This is a genomic window from Chthonobacter rhizosphaerae, from assembly GCF_013839525.1.
GTDB classification, from domain to species: Bacteria; Pseudomonadota; Alphaproteobacteria; order Rhizobiales; family Pleomorphomonadaceae; genus Chthonobacter; species Chthonobacter rhizosphaerae.
In genome coordinates this window covers 65,419-84,553 of sequence record NZ_JACDIS010000008.1, presented here as the reverse complement: position 1 = coordinate 84,553, position 19,135 = coordinate 65,419, and the positions used below count along the sequence as shown (strand labels likewise).

Annotated in this window: 16 protein-coding genes; 10 read left to right on the top strand and 6 right to left on the bottom strand. The window is 69.3% G+C overall.

All coding sequences use genetic code 11. The features are described from left to right. The first annotated feature begins 52 nt into the window (after positions 1–52). From HND91_RS15335 to flaF, 4 genes are all read left to right on the top strand, one after another. Positions 53–895: a flagellin N-terminal helical domain-containing protein gene (locus HND91_RS15335; protein WP_181707478.1), complete on the top strand. Its 843-nt coding sequence runs from the start codon at positions 53–55 to the stop codon at positions 893–895. A gap of 201 nt (positions 896–1,096) precedes the next feature. Then, a complete protein-coding gene (locus HND91_RS15330; protein ID WP_181707477.1) occupies positions 1,097–2,248 on the top strand; it encodes a flagellin N-terminal helical domain-containing protein in 1,152 nt (383 codons plus the stop codon). Between the two features lie 34 nt (positions 2,249–2,282). Next, on the top strand, positions 2,283–2,720 hold the full coding sequence (gene flbT / locus HND91_RS15325) for a flagellar biosynthesis repressor FlbT (RefSeq protein WP_181707476.1): 438 nt from the start codon (positions 2,283–2,285) through the stop codon (positions 2,718–2,720). Next, positions 2,659–3,030, top strand: a complete 372-nt coding sequence (flaF, locus tag HND91_RS15320; RefSeq protein ID WP_181707475.1) for a flagellar biosynthesis regulator FlaF — start codon at positions 2,659–2,661, stop codon at positions 3,028–3,030. The genes flbT and flaF overlap by 62 nt, the downstream gene beginning before the upstream one ends. 557 nt (positions 3,031–3,587) lie before the next feature. Here flaF and HND91_RS15315 read toward each other — a convergent pair. The 3 genes from HND91_RS15315 to HND91_RS15305 form a co-directional block, all read right to left on the bottom strand. Continuing rightward, positions 3,588–5,117, bottom strand: coding sequence for a flagellin N-terminal helical domain-containing protein (locus tag HND91_RS15315; RefSeq protein WP_181707474.1), 1,530 nt, complete (start codon positions 5,115–5,117; stop codon positions 3,588–3,590). A 51-nt stretch (positions 5,118–5,168) separates the two neighbouring features. Continuing rightward, positions 5,169–7,022, bottom strand: coding sequence for a flagellar hook-associated protein FlgK (gene flgK / locus HND91_RS15310; RefSeq protein ID WP_181707473.1), 1,854 nt, complete (start codon positions 7,020–7,022; stop codon positions 5,169–5,171). Positions 7,023–7,090: 68 nt separating this feature from the next. Continuing rightward, entirely contained in the window at positions 7,091–8,416 is a 1,326-nt protein-coding gene (locus HND91_RS15305) for a flagellar hook-basal body complex protein (RefSeq protein ID WP_181707472.1), read from the bottom strand. Positions 8,417–8,756: 340 nt separating this feature from the next. Between HND91_RS15305 and HND91_RS15300 the strand changes: the two genes are divergently transcribed. Together HND91_RS15300 and HND91_RS15295 are read left to right on the top strand one after the other, a co-directional pair. After that, positions 8,757–9,602 carry an AAA family ATPase gene (locus HND91_RS15300; protein WP_181707471.1) on the top strand — a complete coding sequence of 282 codons (846 nt, stop codon included), beginning with the start codon at positions 8,757–8,759 and terminating at the stop codon, positions 9,600–9,602. 131 nt (positions 9,603–9,733) lie between these two features. Continuing rightward, on the top strand, positions 9,734–10,180 hold the full coding sequence (locus HND91_RS15295; protein WP_181707470.1) for a GNAT family N-acetyltransferase: 447 nt from the start codon (positions 9,734–9,736) through the stop codon (positions 10,178–10,180). 301 nt (positions 10,181–10,481) lie between these two features. On the opposite strand, the gene HND91_RS15290 is transcribed toward HND91_RS15295, so the two are convergent. From HND91_RS15290 to HND91_RS15280, 3 genes are all read right to left on the bottom strand, one after another. Then, complete coding sequence (locus HND91_RS15290; protein ID WP_181707469.1) at positions 10,482–11,510, bottom strand: YcjF family protein; 1,029 nt, start codon at positions 11,508–11,510, stop codon at positions 10,482–10,484. Continuing rightward, a complete protein-coding gene (locus tag HND91_RS15285; RefSeq protein ID WP_181707468.1) occupies positions 11,507–13,021 on the bottom strand; it encodes a YcjX family GTP-binding protein in 1,515 nt (504 codons plus the stop codon). The genes HND91_RS15290 and HND91_RS15285 overlap by 4 nt, the downstream gene beginning before the upstream one ends. A gap of 63 nt (positions 13,022–13,084) precedes the next feature. Next, positions 13,085–13,636 (bottom strand): SixA phosphatase family protein, encoded by a 552-nt coding sequence (locus HND91_RS15280; RefSeq protein ID WP_181707467.1) that lies wholly within the window; start codon positions 13,634–13,636, stop codon positions 13,085–13,087. 110 nt (positions 13,637–13,746) lie between these two features. Between HND91_RS15280 and HND91_RS15275 the strand changes: the two genes are divergently transcribed. The 4 genes from HND91_RS15275 to HND91_RS15260 all read left to right on the top strand — a co-directional run bounded on the left by HND91_RS15275 (position 13,747) and on the right by HND91_RS15260 (position 19,038). Next, positions 13,747–14,925: a vWA domain-containing protein gene (locus HND91_RS15275; protein WP_181707466.1), complete on the top strand. Its 1,179-nt coding sequence runs from the start codon at positions 13,747–13,749 to the stop codon at positions 14,923–14,925. A gap of 157 nt (positions 14,926–15,082) precedes the next feature. Then, a complete protein-coding gene (locus HND91_RS15270; RefSeq protein ID WP_181707465.1) occupies positions 15,083–15,610 on the top strand; it encodes a putative pterin-binding protein in 528 nt (175 codons plus the stop codon). A gap of 12 nt (positions 15,611–15,622) precedes the next feature. Further along, positions 15,623–17,620, top strand: coding sequence for a putative bifunctional diguanylate cyclase/phosphodiesterase (locus tag HND91_RS15265; RefSeq protein WP_181707464.1), 1,998 nt, complete (start codon positions 15,623–15,625; stop codon positions 17,618–17,620). A 38-nt stretch (positions 17,621–17,658) separates the two neighbouring features. Continuing rightward, a complete protein-coding gene (locus HND91_RS15260; RefSeq protein ID WP_181707463.1) occupies positions 17,659–19,038 on the top strand; it encodes a glutamine synthetase family protein in 1,380 nt (459 codons plus the stop codon). The last annotated feature ends 97 nt before the right edge of the window (positions 19,039–19,135 follow it).

Here is a 19,135-nt window from a genome sequence, read left to right as displayed (position 1 = left end):
ACGCAGCCGCCCAGAATGAGGCGGTCGACGTACCTAGAATGGGGACCATCACATGTCAGTCACTCTCGCCGCGGGCGTGCGCGCCAACCTTCTGGCGCTGCAGCAGACCTCGAGCCTTCAGGAGGTTGTGCAGAACCGTCTCGCCACGGGCAAGAAGGTCAACTCGGCCCTCGACAACCCGGGCAACTACTTCACGGCCGCGGCCCTCAGCGATCGCGCCAACGACCTGAACACGCTGCTCGACGACATGGGCCAGGCGGTCCAGACCCTGAAGGCGGCGGACGAAGGCATCAAGGCGATCCAGAAGCTGGTGGACTCGGCCAAGGCCAAGGCCAACCAGGCGCTCGCGAGCGCGTCGTCCACCGACCGCGCCACGTTCGCCAGCGAGTACAACAACCTGCTCAGCCAGATCACCGACATCGCGGAGGACTCCGGCTACAAGGGCAAGAACCTGCTCAAGGGCGACAGCCTGAAGGTGATCTTCAACGAGCGCACGGGCGAAGCCCAGAACTCGCTGACGATCTCGGGCGTCAGCTACACCGACGTGTCGAACCTGTCCCTGACCGCCGTCGCCGATCCGTCCGCCGACTGGGCGACCGGCACCACCGGCGACACGGCGATCAACGATACGATCGACTCGCTGAACTCGGCGCTGACCAACCTGCGCACCCAGGCGTCCACCTTCGGTACCAACCTCTCCAGCGTGCAGATCCGCCAGGACTACACCAAGTCCATGATCAACACCCTGCAGACCGGTGCCGACAAGCTGACCCTCGCCGACCAGAACGAGGAAGGCGCCAAGCTGCTCGCCCTCAATACGCGCCAGCAGCTGTCCTCGACCGCCCTCTCGTTCGCCAGCCAGGCCGACCAGAACGTCCTGCGGCTCCTCGGCTGAGGCCGGAAAAGACCAGGGCGGCGCCCGCAACCGCGGCGCCGCCCGGCACCTTCGACACGGGGTGGAGCGGCGACGCTCCGCCCCTTTTTTCGTGCCGCTCCCGTTGTCCCCAAGGGGAATGCCCGGCCTTAAGGGTTCGTTAACCCATCGCGCATCAAACATGGTTATCGAGCCGTTAATGCCGAAGGCCGGGACCCTGCCATGACCGAAGTCGGACTGACCCGCGCGACGCGCGACAACCTCCTGTCCATGCGCACCGCCGTCGAGCAGGCCCGCATCGCCGGAGAGCGGGTCGGCAGCGGCAAGAAGGTCAATTCCGCCATCGACGACCCGAGCGCCTTCTTCTCCGCGCGCTCGCTCAGCGACCGCGCCGCCGAACTCACCCGCATCGTCGAGCATCTCGGCCAGGGCGTGCAGGTGGTGAAGGCCGCCGACAACGGCATCACGTCCATGCAGAAGATGCTGGACGCCGCCTCGGCGCTGGTCACCCGGGCGAGCGAAAGCCTCAGCGCCTTCGACCGGGCCGAGCTCGCCCAAACCTTCAACCAGGCGCTCGCCGACATGGAGGGCCTCGCCAAGGACTCCGGCTACCAGGGCAAGAACCTCCTCGCGGGGGAGGGCAACGACCTGAAGCTCTATTTCAGCGACGACCGGGTCGACGCCCTGGAGATCCTCGCGGTCGACTACACCGACCTCGCCGGCCGGCTCGGCCTGCCGCGCCTGGACGAGGGCAAGATCGGCCGCACCACGCTCGATCTCCAGTCCGGCGGCGTGCCGCTCACGTCGAGTGATCCGCTCGTCGCCGCGTCGGACCTCTTCGCCGAGGGCGACGAGATCACCGCCACCGATTCCGACGGCAACGTCCTTGCCTCCATCACGGTCACGTCCTCCACCACCGTGACCGACCTCACCCGCGCCTTCACCAGGCTCGACGTCGGCATCCGGGCGAGCTTCACCGACGGCAAGCTCACCTTCGAGGCGGTCGCCGACGTCACCCTCGCCTCCTCCGGCGTCGGCGGCACGTCCACCCTCGGCACCATCCCGGGCGAGAAGGGCAGCTGGTACGACGCCGCCAGCCCCGAGACCCTGGTGCCGGCCATGAAGGACGCGCGCGAGACCCTGCGCCTCGACGCCACCACGTTCGGCATGAATCTAACGATCCTTCAGAACCGGGAAAGCTTTATGAAAGGGTTCGCCGGTACGCTCGTCAGCGGCTCGGAAACCCTGACGGCGGCCGACAAGGAGGAGGAGGCCGCGAACCTCCTCGCCCTGCAGCTGAGGCAGCAGTTTTCGGCGAACGCGCTCACCATCTCCAGCGAGGCGGACCAGGGCGTCCTCCGGCTTCTGGGATGATCGGCGTCGTTCAGCCCCAGAAAGGGGACGGACCATGGCTCTGAAGGTTGAACTGAAGCCCGGCGAGCGGATCATCATCGGCGAGTCGGTGATCACGAACGACAATCAGCGCACGCGTCTCTTCATCGAGGGCAACGCTCCGATCCTCCGCGAGAAGGACATCCTCACCGCCAAGACCGCCGACAGCCCGGCAAAGCGCATCTATCTCGCCGTCCAGCTCATGTATTTGTCAAAGGAAGTGACCAAGTTCCAGGACGAATACTTCCAGTTTGTGCGCGACATTATTGAAGCAGCCCCCAGCGCAATACCTTATGTTACGCGCATCAGTAATAATATCTTAAGCAACTCGCTGTACAAAGCACTGAAAGAAGCCCGCGCCCTCATCGAGTACGAGCAGAAGCTGATCAGCCATGTACAACCAGGTAGCGCAAGCGTACCAGCGGACCCAGCAGACGACGGCAAACCCGCGTGAACTGGAGGCCTCCCTGCTGATCAAGGCCGCCGCTAGGCTGCAGTCGGTGCGGGACAACTGGGACAACGGCCGCGCCGACCTGGACGAGGCGATCACCTTCAACCGCAAGCTCTGGACCATCCTGGCCACCTCGGCGACCCGCGCCGACAATCCGCTGCCCCAGGAGGTCAAGACCAACGTCGCCAACATGGCGGTGTTCATCTTCAGCCATTCCATGCGGATCCTCTCCGACCCGAAGCCGGAAAAGCTGACCTCCCTCATCTTCATCAACGCCAACATAGCCGCCGGCCTCCGCGGCTCCGCCGGCTGAGCCGAGCGCGGCGGCGGATCGACCGGTCGAGGCGCAATCGGCGACAGCGGATCGAAATGCTGCGCAGGCTGCGGTAGTGGATCGCAGGCTGAAGCGCGGGTGGCGGTAGCGGATCGTTGGCTGCGGTGCCGGGCGGCGGTAGCGGATCGCAGGCTGCTGCGCGAGCGGCATCAGCGGATCGACAGGCCGGCGCCGAGTCCCGGCCCCTTCCCCACCCTCCACCGTCGTGGTTCGCGCAGGCCACCCATGCATCCCCCGCCGGCCCAAATGCGCGAATGGTCGGCCCCAAGGCCGGCCATGACCGTAGTCCTGTCGCGCGGCAGGTCACGCACTCCCCGGCAGGTCACGCCCTTTCCGTCATCCCGGCGAACGCCGGGATCCAGCCGACACCTGCCAAATCTCGACCCGTCGGCGGTTTCCATCCCGTTCGGTTGGATCCCGGCTTTCGCCGGGATGACGGCGTTGGACCGTCAAGTCACGCCCGTGCCTGTCAGACCCCACGTCCAGCCGGCCCGCAGCCTCCGCGACCGGCCCGCCGCATCCGCCCCACCCATCCCTTAGAGATAGTTCACCAGCGACAGCTGCGAGATCCGCGCGGTGGCCTGGTAGCTCGCCTCCATCCGGGTGCGCAGCGCCAGGATCTGCGCCGCCACCTCCTCCATGGTGACGCCCTCCACGCCGTCCACCATGTCGAGCATCACGCTCTTGTTCACCTGGTGCCGCTCCTTGGCGTCGGTCGCCACCTTGGCGGCCACGGCGATTTCGGCGTGCACGTCGGCCGGGCTCACCGCCTCGCCGTCGAAGGCGAGCGCGTCGCGGGAGCGTTCCATCAGCGCCTGGTAACGCGCGCCGTCGTTCGTCTCGGCGGCGTCGAACTCCGCCACCGCCACCGTGGCGAGCGACTGCACCAGCGTGCGGAAGGCCTCCTCGTTGGCCCGCGCCCCGTAGGCGATGTCCACGTTGGTGTCGATCCTGGCCTTCACGTCGTTTCGCGGCTGCGTCGTCGGGTCCCCGTCCACCACCGGGTTGTTGGAGCCGCGGTACCACTGCACCGTGTCCCCCGTCGTCGCGTCCCGCAGCCCGGTCGCGCTCGCCAGGTCCGCCGGATCGGTCGAGGCGGCGTCCACCCGCTTCGGCATCGCGCCGCCATAGGTGTCGAAGAACTCCCGGCCGGCCTGCACGGCCGAGGCGGCCGAAAGGTCGCTCTTCGCCGTCTGGCGGATCTTGCGCGTCAGCACGTCGTTGAAGTTCGCCGCCGTGGTGTCCGGATCCCCGCCGATCGCGAATTCCCCGTCGCCCGGCGGATCCGCCGTCGTCGCCGTCAGGGTGATCGACGACGAGGTCCCGTCCGGGTTCGTCAGCGACAGCCGGAACGTGTCGCCCGCCGAGGGCGGCGTCCCGGAGAAGGTCACGGCGAGCCCGGTCGTCTCGTCGCCCGCCACCGTCGTGCCGGCGAGGTCGTTCTCGAACGACGCGATCTTGAACCCGAACACGTCCGACGGCGGGTCCTGCAGCCCCAGGGTCGCGGTCGGTCCCGCCACCGAAGGCTCCAGCCGCCCCATCCCCTGCACGCCGAGGTCCGCCACCAGCCGGTCCTCCGTCACCCGGCGCAGGCCGTAGCGGCTGCCGTCGCCCTCCAGCATGGTGTTGAGGTCCACGACCGGCCGCGTCTCCGCGTCCGTTCCGGCGAACAGGTAGCGCCCGTCCGCCTGCGCGTTCAGGAGGCCGATCACCTCGTCGAGGCCGATGCGAGCCACCTTCTGGGCGTCGGTCTTGCCGTCCTGGCGCAGCACGTAGGAGTTCGGGTCGATGGCCGAGCGGATGTCGTTCGGCACTGCCGACAGGCGCGTCATGGTGCTGTCCATCAGCTTCACGCGCAGGCCCACCATGTCGACGGTGGAGGTGTAGCTCTCCACCTCGGCCACCCGCGCCCGGAACGACACCGACAGCGACCGCTGCGCGCCGAGCCCGCCGTAGGTGTCGGCCTTCTTGCCGCTGCCGAGCTGCTGCTGCAGCGTCTCCAGATCGCCGCGCATCCTCGTCAGCTGCGCGAGCGTGGTGCGGAGAGCCACATTGTTGATCGCCATGGGCGTCGTCCTTCAGAAGCGGGCGGGTCCGGCGCGCCGTGGGGCGCGGCGTCAGATCCGCATCAGGGAATCCAGCATCTCGCGGGCGGCCGTCAGCACCCGCGCGTTGGCCTGGTAGGCGGTCTGGAGCTCGATCAGCTGGGCCATCTCGGCGTCCATGTCCACCTTCCGGCTGTCCTCGTAGCGTTCGGCCAGGTTGTTGGTCACGATGTCCTGGCCCTCCTTCACGGCGAGCGCGTTCTCCGCCGAGGCGCCCTGCACGGCGATGATCTGGCGGATGAACTGCTCCGTGCTGCCGGAGAAGGGCGAGGTCTCCGTGCCGACGCCCGTCGACGGCGAGAAGGTGAAGCTGAGGCCCGTGAAGGCGTCCAAGAGCGCCCGCGGCCGCGTATTGTCGCTCGCCGAGGTCTCCGGCGTCATCTTCACCAGATAGGCCGGGTCCGCCTTCACGGTCGGGTTGATGGCGATCCGCTGAGCGTAGCCCGTCTTCTGGCTCCGCCCCTCGTTGAGGCCCGTGTAGACCCCGTCCGCCGTGCCGGTGTCGATGAAGAGCTGCAGCGTCGCGTCGCCCGACTGCAGGCCAGGCGACGTCACGGACGCGGTCGCCGACGTCACGTCGATCTCCCCGCCCGGCCCGTCGTCGTAGACGCTCACCGTCGTGCCGTCCGACTCCATGGCGAGATCCGGCATCGCCGATCCGATCGCCGCGATGATGTCGTCGATGGACTGGGTGGCGTCGATCGCCACCACCGTGTCGTTCGGGTCCGCCGTGAAGCTGCCGTCGAGCGCGGTCGCCCCGTTGGTGCCCACGAAGGTGACGCTGCGCTTCTCGCCGGCCACCGTGTAGCTCACCTGGAAGGTGCTGCCCTCGGTGAAGTTCCTGAGGTCGACCGAAAACCCCTCCTGGCCGCTGCCGTTGGTCACCGCCGTGCCCGGGTCGTTCCGGTTGCCGACCGCGAACGTCAGCTTCTCCGCCAGCTCGTCCAGCTGCGCCTGCGCGGCCACCAGCGTCTCGTCGCGCAGCTGCCGGTAGGCCGCGATGCTGCCCGACCGGAACGCCCCGGAGGCGAACAGGTCCACCCCGTTCGAGCCGAGGCCCGACAGCGTCACGGTGCCGAGCGTCCGCTCGTCCGGGTTCGTGGACCAGCGCGACTGGGGCGCCACGTCGCCCCGCTCGTCGAAGCTCAGGATCGCCGGCCGGTCGTCGTAGAGCAGCTGGCCCGCGCCCGTGTAGATGGCGACGCCCCCGTAGGGCTGTTCCTCCACCCGGATGTCCATCAGCTTGGCCAGCCGGTCGATGGCCGCGTCCCGCTGGTCCATCACGCCGGCGGTGCTCTGGTTGGAGGCCCCGAGCGTGATGACTTGGGCGTCGAGTTCGGTGATGCGTTGAAGAAGGTCGTTCGCCTCGCTCACCGCCGCACCGATCGACTGCTCCGCGTCCGTCCTAAGGGTCTGGATGTCCGTGGAAAAGCTCCGCAGCCGCGTCGCGATGGTCTCCACCGCCGCGGCCGCCTCGATCCGCCCCGCCCGGTCTTCCGGCGAGGTGGCGAGCGCCTCGAGTGTCTTCTTGAATTCGTTGAACACCGCGTCGAGCGAGTTGGGATTGTCCGGCCCGCCCAGCATCTCGTCCAGCCGCTGCAGGCTGTCCGACCGCACGCTGGCGTATTCGGCATTCGCCGCGCTCGTGCGCCACTGCCGCTGCACGAAGAGGTTGAGCTCGCGCTTGACCGTGTCGGCCTTGACGCCGATCGTCTCGCCGCCCGCAACCTGCGCCGACGTGGTGTGCACGCGGCGGCTGTAGCCGGTGGAGCCCGCGTTGGCCACGTTGCCGGCGGTCACCTCCAGGCCGGACTGGCTGGCCTTCAGGCCCATCAGGGCGATGTTGAGCGCTGCTCCGATACCCATGGCGGTTGTACTCGTTCACGAGATGACGGCCGGCGCCGGATCGGGCGGCGCCGGCCCTTGTTCGGCCGTTACCGGATGATGTTGAGCACGTCGCTCATCATCTGGTCGGCGGTGGAGATGACGCGCGAATTGGCCGAGAACGCCTGCTGGGTGACGATCAGCTTGGTGAACTCCTCGCCGATGTCCACGTTGGAGCTCTCCAGCGCCGAGCCGACGATCGAGCCCGTGGCGTCGGAGATCGGGGGGCCGCTCTCCTTGGTCTCGATGTAGGCGCCGCCGTCCACCGGCCGCAGCCAGGCCTCGCCGGCGAACGAGCGCAGCGGGATCTGGTAGATGTCCAGCGTCTTGCCGTTCGAGTAGTTGGCCGTGATCCGGCCGCCGTCGCTGATCGACACGTCCACGAAGCTGCCGGACGGCACGCCGTCCTGGGTCAGCTGGCGCACCCGGGCGGAGCCGTTCTCGTCCGCATATTGGGTGATGCCGGTGGTGCCGTGCTGCAGCCGCATGGTGGCGAAGGTGGAGCCGTCCACCGTGAGATCGGCGATGTCCACCTGGCCCGACGCCGGCTCGACCATCTGGCCGTCCGCGTCGAACTCGTAGGTCTGGTCGACCGCGCTCCACATCTGCTCGCCGGTCGCGGCGTCGCTGTCGCTCTTGTAGTAGAGCTGCCACTGGGTGTTCTCGCCGTCGGCCGTGGTCAGCTTGGCCCAGCGGAACTGGACGTTCAGCGGCTGCCCGGTCGAGTCGTAGATCGTCACCGTCTGGCCGGAGATCGTGTTGTTCACGAAGGCGGTGTTGTTCTCCGCCAGCAGGTCGTCGCCTTCCGGCGCGGTGTCCCAGGTCTCCGTCGTCGGCACCTTCGGCAGGTTCAGCTTGTACTCGATCACCGAGGTCGCCGACGCCGGATACTCGTCGTTGCCGATCCGGATCACTTCCGGCGTGTCGCCGATGGCGTTGCCGGTGGTCTGGTCGATGGAGAGGCCCGTCAGGTAGTGGCCGGCGCCGTTCACCAGGTAGCCTTCCCGGTCCAGCTGGAAGTCACCGCGCCGGCTGTAGAGCGGCGTCGCGTCGAACACCGAGGAGCCGTCCACCTCGCCGCTCTTGTCCCGGACGACGAAGTAGCCCGCACCCTTCACGCCCATGTAGGTGGCCGTTCCGGAGCTCTCGATGCCGCCCTGGGAGGACAGGGTCGACCGGGCGCTCGCCCGCACGCTGCCGGCGGTCATGTTCTGCGGCTTGTTCGACGAGCCCTGGATCATGTCCTGGAAGCTCGTGTCCGTCCGCTTGTAGGCGGTGGTCTGGGAGTTGGCGATGTTGCCGGAGATGTTCTCGAGCGCGAACGACTGCGCGTTGAGACCGCTCACCGACTTGTTCATTGCAGAGAGGATACCCACGATCGTTTTCCTCTGGTGGACGCACGTCGGGCCCGAAACGCCGGACCGTCGGACAGGTCAAGCGCAAGCCGCATGCCAGTCTACGAACGCCTAAAATCCCAGGCTTTGCAAAGGCTTGAGCGTCCCTTATAGTTTCGGTTGTGTTAACGTCTCGGCACCTTGCGCCGCGCCCGGCAAGTTCTGCCCGGTCAACCCTGGACCCGGCAGATCCGGCCCGCCCGGCGTCGCGTCCGCGTCCGCCCGCCACGGCGCGTCGGCTTGATCCGGCCGGCCCGGCCCCCTACCCTGCCGGCCACCTTCGGCGGCCCTCCTCCGGGCCGCGTCCAGCAGGGATGATCGGATGCGTTTCCAGGGCACGACGGACTATGTGGCGACCGCGGACCTCACCATGGCGGTCAACGCCGCCATCACCCTGGAGCGGCCCCTCCTCGTCAAGGGCGAGCCCGGCACCGGCAAGACCGTCCTCGCCCGCGAAGTCGCCCGGGCGCTCGGCGCGCCCTTCATCGAATGGCACGTGAAGTCCACCACCAAGGCCGCCCAGGGCCTCTACGAGTACGACGCCGTCTCGCGCCTGCGCGACAGCCAGCTCGGCGACCCGCGCGTCGCCGACATCGCCAACTACATCCGCAAGGGCAAGCTCTGGGAGGCGTTCGAGAGCCCGGTCCGCCCGGTGCTCCTCATCGACGAGATCGACAAGGCCGACATCGAGTTCCCGAACGACCTCCTGCTCGAGCTCGACCGCATGGAGTTCTTCGTCTACGAGACCGGCCGCACCGTAAAGGCGGCCCGGCGCCCCATCGTCATCATCACGTCCAACAACGAGAAGGACCTGCCGGACGCCTTCCTGCGCCGCTGCTTCTTCCACTACATCCGCTTCCCCGACCGGGAGACCATGGAGGCCATCGTGGCCGTCCACTACCCGGACCTGAAGAAGCGCCTGCTCCAGGAGGCGCTGTCGGTCTTCTTCGACGTCCGCGCCGTCCAGGGCCTGAAGAAGCGCCCGTCCACGTCCGAACTGATCGACTGGATCAAGCTCCTCGTCAACGAGGATGTGGACCCGGAGACCCTCCGCGCCAAGGACGCCAGGACCGCGATCCCGCCGCTCCACGGCGCCCTCCTGAAGAACGAGCAGGACGTCCACCTGTTCGAACGCCTCGCCTTCATGGCCCGCCGCGAAGGCCGCTGACGCCGTGACGCCGAGCGCTCGCCTCGCCGTCGCCCTTGTCGGTCGGGACCGCCCATGCGCATCGCCCCATCCATCGCCCCCGCACTCCGTACCCACGCGATTGTCGCGGCGATCCGAGCGAGGACCGGCTGATGCCCATCCGACCCGCCACCGCCGCTGACGTTCCCCGCATCGAGGCGATCGTCGCCGAGGCCTACGCCCTTTACGTCCCTCGCATCGGCAAGCCTCCCGCCCCCATGCTCGCCGACTACGCCGCCCACGTCGCCGCCGGCCAGGTCCATGTGCTGGAGGAAGCCGGCGCGATCCTCGGCGCCGTCGTGTTCTGGCCCGAGCCCGACCACCTCTACCTCGACATGGTCGCCGTCGACCCCGCCGCGAAGGGCCGCGGCTTCGGCCGCCGTCTCGTCACCCACGCGGAAGCCGAAGCCCGCCGTCTCGGACGTCCGGAGGTCCGGCTCAACACCAACGCCCGCATGACCGAAAACCTCACCCTCTACCCCCGCCTCGGCTACCACGAGACCGCCCGCCGCCACCACGAGGGCTACGACCGGGTATTCTTCGCCAAGCCATTGACCTGAAAAGGTTCGACCCCGCCCACCGCACGCTGCCGAGCCACGCCGCCTGCCCCGCCAACGGCACGGCCCTGAGGCAAGCCACCGACCCCGCCCACCGCCAGGCCCCAAGCCAAGCCACCGACCCGACATCGTCTTGCCGCCCGAACCGTCACCCCGGCGAAAGCCGGGGCCCAACCGCCGGAGCCATCACTCTCACCGCTCTGGTCGCGCCTACGGAAGGCCGGATCCCGGCGCCCACCGGGATGACGACCGCGCGACCGGGCCGCCGCCTCGGCCTCTTTCATCCCCCGAGACCCCGCCCCCGTCACCGGTCCCCCGGCCCGTCCTCGCCTTTGTCGCTCTTCGGCAGCAGCCCGCCCATCACGTCCGAGATCCCCGGCCGCGGCGCCTCCAGGAACGGCAACGGGCGGCAGACCTCGATGGCGGCGAGGCCCACGCGCGCCGTCAGCAGCCCGTTCACCACGCCCTCGCCGAGCCGCGCCGACAGGCGCGCCGCCAGCCCGTGGCCGACGATCTGCTGCACCAGCCCGTCGCCGATCGCCATCCCGCCGGTCACGGCCAGATGGGTCAGCACGTGGCGCGTCAGCGACAGGAAGCCGATCAGCCCCGGCCGGCCGCCGTAGAGGTCCGCGAGCTTGCGGATGAGGCCGAGCACGGCCACGAGCACGAAGACGATGTCCACCACGGCGCGCGGCGACACGGCCGTCACCACCGACACCCGCTTGGCGGCGTCCGCCACCAGCCGGCGCGCCGTGTCGTCGAACGGCTGCACCAGGTCGTGCTCGGCCAGCACCAGGAGGTCGCGCCCGTCGATCACCTCGTCGAGGTGCCGCTTCATGGCCCGGCGGCCCTTCGCCGTCTCCGGCCGGTCCGCGTAGAAGCCGGCCAGTTCCTCGGCCACCGCCGCCGCCTCGGCGCCGTCGTCCTTGGCGGCCGCCAGCGCGGCCCGCTCGCGCAGGGCGTCGATCCGGCGCACGCGCGCCACGCCCACCACCTCGCGCACGATCACGGCGCCCGCCGCCAGCCCCGCCAGCGCGGCGAGCCCCAGCGCCACCCAGCCGAGGAGATCGTTGCGGGCGAACAGGTCGCGCACCAGCTGGTCCACCCAGAGGCCGACCGCCAGCGAGATCAGCGCGCCGAGCGCGCCCCAGAACACCTTGCCCCAGCCGAAGCTCTTGCGCTTCGGCACCGGCGGGCCGGGGATGCCCACGTCCTCCGGTTCCGGCTCCACCACCACCCGCGCCGTCCGCGGCACCGGCGCGCCGTCCCGGGAGACGGCGACGTCCTCGTCGCCGATCCGGAAGGCTGTCGGCCGGCGGGTGGGGCCTTTCATGCCAGCTTGTCTCCGATCAGGAAGTCGAGCGCCCGGTCGAGCCGGATGTGCGGCAGCGACAGGGTCGTCCCCTCGGCGGTCGTCTCCAGCTTCGGCGGCCGGAAGCGCAGGAAACGCAGCTCCGGCACCAGGGTTTCGGTGGCCGCCCGTCGCGCCGCCGCGCTTCCGACGGATGCATCATCTGGAATTGAATTGTGAACCCGTTCGAACAGAACGTCAGGATCCTCCGGCAAGTCGCCGGGGAACAACGCGATCTCCTCGGTCCCGCCATAGCGGCGACCGTCGAACACCTCGCCCTCCTGCGGCACGCCGAGGATGCATTCCAACGGCTCGCCGTTGCGCCGCACCGTCGCCTCGCGGGTCGCCCGCACGGCCGCGATCGCCCGCACGTCCACCTCCGCGCCCGCGAACGAGGCCCGCGCCACCGCCGCGTCGAGCAGCCGGCCCAGGATCGCCTCCAGCCGGTCGTGGCTGGTGTGGTGCAGATGGTCCGCCTTGGTGGCGGCGAACAGGATGCGGTCGATCCGCCGGGTCACCACCGAGCTCAGCCACGACGACCGCCCCGGCCGGAAGCTCGCCAGGATCTCGGCGAGCGCCGCCTCCAGGTCCAGCACCGCCGCCGGTCCGGCGTTCAGCGCCGCCAGCACGTCGACGAGCACCACCTGCCGGTCCAGCCGCGCGAAGTGGGTGCGGAAGAAGGGCCGCACCACCACGTCCTTGTAGGCCTCGTAGCGCCGCTCCATCAGCTCCCACAGGCTGCCCTTCGGCACCGTGCCGCCCTCCACCACCGGCAGCGGCGCGAAGGTCAGCGCCGGCGATCCGGCGAGGTCGCCCGGCATCAGGAACCGCCCCGGCGGCACCATGGAGAGCGCGTGGGCGTCCGCCCGCGCCGCCGCCAGATAGCCGGAGAACAGCCGGTGCGTGGTCTCCGCCACCTCCTCGTCCGCCGGGTCGGACGGGTCGATGGTGACGAGATGCTCCAGCCAGGGCCGCGCGATCGACCGGCGGGCCGGATAGCGCGCCCGCTCGATCGTCTCCCGGCTCCACGCCCGGTAGTCCTTGGAGAGCAGCGGCAGGTCCAGCAGCCACTCGCCCGGATAGTCCACGATGTCGAGGTTCAGCTTGCCGCGGCCGAGCTTGCGGCCGAGGAAGCTCGCCGACTCGTAGTTGATCGTCAGCCGCATCTCCGAGATCAGCCGGGTCGACTCCGGCCAGATCCGCGTCTCCACCAGCTTCTTCACGTGGCCGCGGTAGTCGAACGTCGGCACCTCGTCGTGCACCTGCGGCTTCAGGGCCGCGCTCGTAAGCCGGCGCGACCGCACCGGCTCGAACATCGGCAGCCGGCCGCCGTGGATCAGGTTGTGCACCAGCGCCGTGATGAACACCGTCTTGCCCGCCCGGGCCAGCCCGGTGACGCCCAGCCGAAGCGCGGGCGACCCGAGGGTCGAGGCGAAGTCGGTCACGTTGTCGAGGGCGATCCGCGCCTCGTCGGTCAGGGAAGTCAGTCGCAAGGGGTCAGTCCAGGTCTCGTCGATCTCGGCCCATGTAAGCCGTTGGAGTCGTCAGCGCCAGCGTCAGTCGTCCGCCTCGGCGAGCGCCGGGGCGCCGACCACCTCGATCTCCCTCGGCCGGAAGAAGGCGACGATCCGCCCCGTCCCGGGCGCCAGCTTCGACCAGTCGGAAAGGTCGAAGTCGATCACCGCGAGCCCGGCGGTCGGGAACTTGCCGCGGATCTCGTCCACGTAGGCCGGGTTGCCGCTGCCGATCAGCGACAGCGCCGTGTCCTGCATGCCCGGATTGTGCCCGATCAGCATCAGCGACTTCACCGTCCCGCCCGCCTGGCGCAGCACCGACAGATAGCCCTCCTCCGAGGCCTGGTAGATCGACCGCATCAGGCGGATGTCCACGTCCCCCGACAGGTGCGGCAGAAGGCCCGCCAGAGTCTCGCGCGTGCGCCGGGCGGACGAGCAGAGGATCCGCTCCGGAAAGAGGGAGTGGTCGGCCATGTGGCGGCCCATCAGCGGCGCCGAACTCCGGCCGCGGATGTTGAGCGGACGGTCGAAGTCCGGCGTGCTCGCGTCGTCCCAGGAGGATTTCGCGTGGCGGAGGAGGAGGAGACGCGCCATGGTGTCGGGATCGTGTCCTTCGGGAAAACGGGCATGCGGCGACGGCGCCGTCTTGGCGGCGCACTTGAGCGCCCACTATAGGACGATTCCATGTCGAGCGGACGGCTGCGATGTTTCTGACCTTCTTCACCGCCCTCAAGGCGGCCGGCGTTCCGGTCTCCATGCGCGAATACCTGGATCTCATGGGCGCCATGGAGGCCGACCTGCCGGCCAGGCAGGTGGAAGGCTTCTACCATCTCGCCCGCACGGTCCTGGTCAAGGACGAGAAGAACCTCGACCGGTTCGACCGCGTGTTCGCGTCCGTGTTCAAGGGCCTGGAGTCCACCGGCGACGCCGTCACGCCCGAGGCCCTGCCGGAGGACTGGCTGCGCAGGATGGCCGAGCGCTACCTGACCGACGAGGAGAAGCGCCAGATCGAGGCCCTCGGCGGCTTCGAGACGCTCATGGAGACCCTGAAGCAGCGCCTCGCCGAGCAGAAGGGCCGCCACCAGGGCGGCTCCAAGTGGATCGGCACCGCCGGCACCTCCCCGTTCGGCGCCTACGGCTACAATCCGGAGGGCGTGCGCATCGGCCAGGACGAGAGCCGCCACCGGCGGGCCGTCAAGGTCTGGGACAAGCGCGAATTCCGTGACCTGGACGACCGGGTCGAGATCGGCACCCGCCAGATCCGCGTGGCCCTGAAGCGCCTGCGCCGCTTCGCCCGAACCGGCGTGCCGGAAGAGCTGGACCTCTCCTCCACCATCGACGCCACCGCCCGCCAGGGCTGGCTCGACGTGAAGCTCCGCCCGGAGCGCCGCAACACCGTGCGCGTCGTCCTCTTCCTCGACGTCGGCGGCTCCATGGACGACCATGTCCGCGTGACGAGCGAGCTCTTCTCCGCCGCCCGGTCGGAGTTCAAGTCGCTCCACCACTATTACTTCCACAACTGCCTCTACGAAGGCGTCTGGCAGGCCAACGCCCGCCGCCACGGCGAGCGCGTCCCCACCGTCGATCTCCTCCGCACCTTCCCGGCGGACACCCGCGTGGTGATCGTCGGCGACGCCTCCATGAGCCCGTACGAGATCACCCATCCGGGCGGGTCGGTTGAGCACTGGAACGAGGAGGCCGGCGCCGTCTGGCTCCAGCGCGTCGTCGCCACCTGGCCGAAGCTCGCCTGGATCAACCCGGTCCCGGAGGACGCCTGGAGCTGGACCCATTCCATCGGCCTCGTCCGCGAGCTCATCGGCGACCGCATGGTCCCGCTCACCCTCGAGGGTCTGGACCGCGCCATGCGGGCCCTCGGCCGGTAGCGGCGAGACGGCGGCCGAAGGGCGGAGCCTGATGACGGCCGCCTCATCAGTATTGCCACGTATGCACCACCGCGCGCGAATTTCGCGTTCTAAGTGCGATTTTTACCAGTAGCCCCTACAATCCTTAATCGTTGGATCTCGAACAGAGGAGGCGGGAATGGCTGGTGCTGTGCTTCGCACTTTATGGGCTGTCGCCCTGGTCGGCGCTCTATCCGGACCGGCGGCCGCGGACGGCGTCCAGCCGATCACGCGGCCGGACGGCCCCACGCCGACCGGTCAGTTCGTCTGGAACGACGGGTCGAAGGACCACACGCTGTCCCTCGCCGCCCTGGAGGAGGCCCTGCCCATGGTGCAGGTCACCACCGCCTCCCACTACTCGGACGAGGTGGAAACCTTCCAGGGCGTTCTCCTGCGCGACCTGGTGGCCCACCTTGGCGCCGAGGGGGCCGACGGCCTGGAGGTCCGGGCGACGGACGCCTATGTGGCGACCGTGCCGCGGGCGGACTGGTCGAACTGGGACGTGGTGCTCGCCACCCGCCAGGACGGACAACCCATCCTGCCCCGAAAACGCGGCCCGGCGCGGATCGTCTATCCTCTCGACGGCAATCCGGAGCTGAACACGAACGACTATGCCGCGCGCGGCGTGTGGCTGATCTCCCGGATCACGGCCGTCCGGTCGAACTGAGGGGCGCCCGGAATGGCTCGCAGATCCGCCACCGTCCGGCTCGCCGCCGGCGCGGCCGCCGTCGTCTACGTGGCTGTCACCGTGACCGCGGCTTTCGTCACGTGGCGGGATCTGTCGGCTACGGAAGAACAGCTCCCCAGGTACGGCTTCTATCAGATCCGCGATCTCCGTTTCGCGTTCGCCGATGTGACGAACCTGGAAGCGACCTTGGATCTCCTTGAGACCGGCGTCGAGAGCCCGGCCGCGCTGGCCGTGCTCTCGACGCTGTCCGACCGTTTCTTCGTGCGGTTCGACGCGCTCCGCTTCGTGGGCGGCACGGACAGGCCGCCCGAGTTCGACCGCGTCCTGGCGGAGGCGAGCGAAGTCCTGAGGCACTTGGACGCGCTCGTCTCCGCCGGCGCCCCCTTCCACCCGGACAGGATCGGGACCGTGCGGGAGTCCACCGACCGCCTCCTCGCCAGCCTCGCCGGTTACGTGCATGCCGTCGAACAGGAGACCGACAGGTCGATCGCCCTGCAGCATGCGGAGTTCGGCGCCCTCAAGGTGCGGGTGGTGGTCAGCATCCTGCTCCTGTCGGCGCTGGTGGCGGGCGTGTTGGCGCTCCTCCTGGCCCATCGGCGCGACTCCGCGCGGCTGCGCGTCGCCATGAACGAGGACGCGCTGACCCGCCTCGCCAACCGGCGCGCCTTCTCGGAGTGGATCGCCGCGTCTGAGGGCCGCCCGCCGCACGCGCTGATCTTACTTGACGTGGACGACTTCAAGCCGGTCAACGACCACCATGGCCATGACGTGGGCGACCGCCTGCTGACCGCGGTGGGCGATTGGCTCCGCCAGGATCTGGCGCAGGAGGGGATCGCCGTCCGGTGGGGCGGCGACGAGTTCGTCGCCGTCGTTCCGGTCGGCAAGATAAGCCGCGCGGAGATCATGGCCCGGTTCGCCGCCGCGCTCGCCCGCAGGCCGCGGCTCAAGGTCGACGAGGGCGAGATCGCCGTCTCGTTGAGCGGCGGCGTCTCCCTCTGGCCGGAGGACGGCGCGACCTTCGCCGAGATTCTCCTCAACGCCGATATCGCCCTCTACGAGGCGAAGGACCTCGGCAAGGGGCGCACGGTCATGTTCGAGCCGGAGATCAGGGTCCGGCGAACGCGCGTCGACAGCATGCGGGACAACCTCCGGCGGGCCATCGCCGAGGGTCATCTCCGGCTTCTCTGGCAGCCGCAGGTCGACCTCCTCCGTCGCCGGATGATCGGCGCCGAGGGCCTGCTGCGCTGGCACGACCCCGAAACCGGCGCCATGATACCGCCGGCCGAGTTCATCCCCATCGCCGAGCGCTCCGATCTCATCCTGGAGATCGACGCCTTCGTGCTCGACGCCGCCTGCGCGACCCTCGCCCGCTGGGACCGCGCGGGGGCCGACCCGATCCGCCTGTCGGTCAACGTGTCCGCCCGGCATTTCCAGCGCCCCACCCTGGTCCGCACGGTGGCGGACGCCCTGGAGCGCCACGGCGTCGCCCCCGCCTACCTGGAGATCGAGATCACCGAAGGCGTCTTCCTCGCCGACAGCCCGATCGTGCGGGCGAACCTCGCCCACCTCGCCGGCATGGGCCTGCGCCTCGCCCTCGACGACTTCGGCACCGGCTATTCCAACGTCGCCTACATGATGCGCATGCGCCCGTCGCTCGTGAAGATCGACCGTTCCTTCCTGCGCGAGCCCGACCTCGCGGCCCGCGACAAGATCATGGGCAGCCTTCTGGGGCTCGCCGAGTCCATCGGCGCGGAGACGCTCGTGGAGGGCGTCGAGACCGCGGCCGACCTCGCCTTCCTGACCAATGCGGGCTTCCGCCGCGTCCAGGGCTTCCTGTTCGCCCGGCCCATGCCCGAGGAGGACCTCCTCGCCTGGCGGGCGTCCTACGAGGCCGCCGGCGCGATCGTCCAGGACGCCGCCCGCCGCCACGGCCGGACCCATGCGGCCGGCCTGATGCGGGCGATTCCCTTGGCGTCGGAAGCGCTCTAGTCTGCGCTGATCCGACTCACCGGAGGATCCCGCCGATCATGGCGCCATCGCCCCCGACTTCCGCCCGCCTCACCAACGCCACCGACGCGGTCGCGTGGCTGCGCGAGAACCGCATCGACGAGGTCGAGTGCATCGTGCCGGACATGAACGGCATCATGCGCGGCAAGATCGTCCCCCGGGAGGACTTCATCCGCATCATCGTCGAGGGCGTCCGCCTGCCGGAGTTCGTCTTCTTCCAGGCCGTGACCGGCGACAGCGCCGACGGCAGCAAGGTCGTGAACCCGCTCGACCGCGACGTGCGCTGCGTGCCCGACCTCACCACGCTCCGGGTGGTGCCCTGGTACGAGGAGCCGACCGCGCAGGTCATCTGCGACTGCTTCTTCGCCGACGGCCGCCCGGTGGACTTCGCCCCGCGTCAGGTGCTCCAGCGCGTCGTCGACCTCTATGCCGAGAAGGGCCTGCGGCCGGTCGTGGCGCCGGAGCTGGAATTCTACCTGACCGCCGAGAACGACGACCCCGACCTCCCGCTCGCCGTACCGATCGGCCTCTCCGGCCGCAAGGAGAGCGGGCGGCAGGCCTACGGCATCGAGCACGCCAACGACTTCGACCACGTGGTCAACCTGATGTACGACTACTGCGAGGCATCGCGCATCGAGATCGCCACCATGGCGCACGAGGCCGGCCCGGCCCAGTTGGAGATGAACTTCCGGCACGGCGACCCGATCGAGCGCGCCGACCAGACCTTCCTGTTCAAGCGCACCGCCCGTCTCGCCGCCCGCCGGCACCGGATGGTGGCCACCTTCATGGCCATGCCGCACCAGGACATGCCGGGCTCGGCCAGCCACATCCACCAGTCGATCGTGCGCATTGACGACGGCACCAACATCTTCGCCCACCCGGACGGCGGCGACAGCGAGGCGCTCCTCCACTACATCGGCGGCCTGCAGCGCTACGTGCCGATGGCCATGAGCCTGTTCTGCCCGAACGTGAACAGCTACCGGCGCATCCGCCTGGAATCCGACGCGCCGATCAACGTCCACTGGGGCCGGGACAACCGCACCTGCGGCCTGCGCGTGCCCGACAGCGGCCCGGAGTCGCGCCGGGTGGAGAACCGCGTCATCGGCGCCGACAGCAATCCCTACCTCGCCATGGCGGCCACCCTCGCCTGCGGCCTCCTCGGCCTGGAGGAGGCGATCGAGCCCGAGCCCGTCGTGGAGATCGACGCCCACACCCTCGGCGTGTCCCTCCCCTCCCACCTGTCCGACGCCCTCGCCGAACTCGACGCCTGCGCCCCGCTCCGCCGCGTCCTCGGCCCCCGCTTCGTGGAGGCCTACATCGACGTCAAACGCCTCGAATGGCGCCTCTACAACCGCGTCATCTCCAGCTGGGAGCGGGAATATCTGTTGCTGAACGTGTGATGTCGCGTTCTTCGCGCTCGCAAGAGAAGAGTGTTCGCGCACTCGTCATGCAACAACCGGCCGCCTGCGGAGCAGAGCCATCCTCAGTAGGAAATTT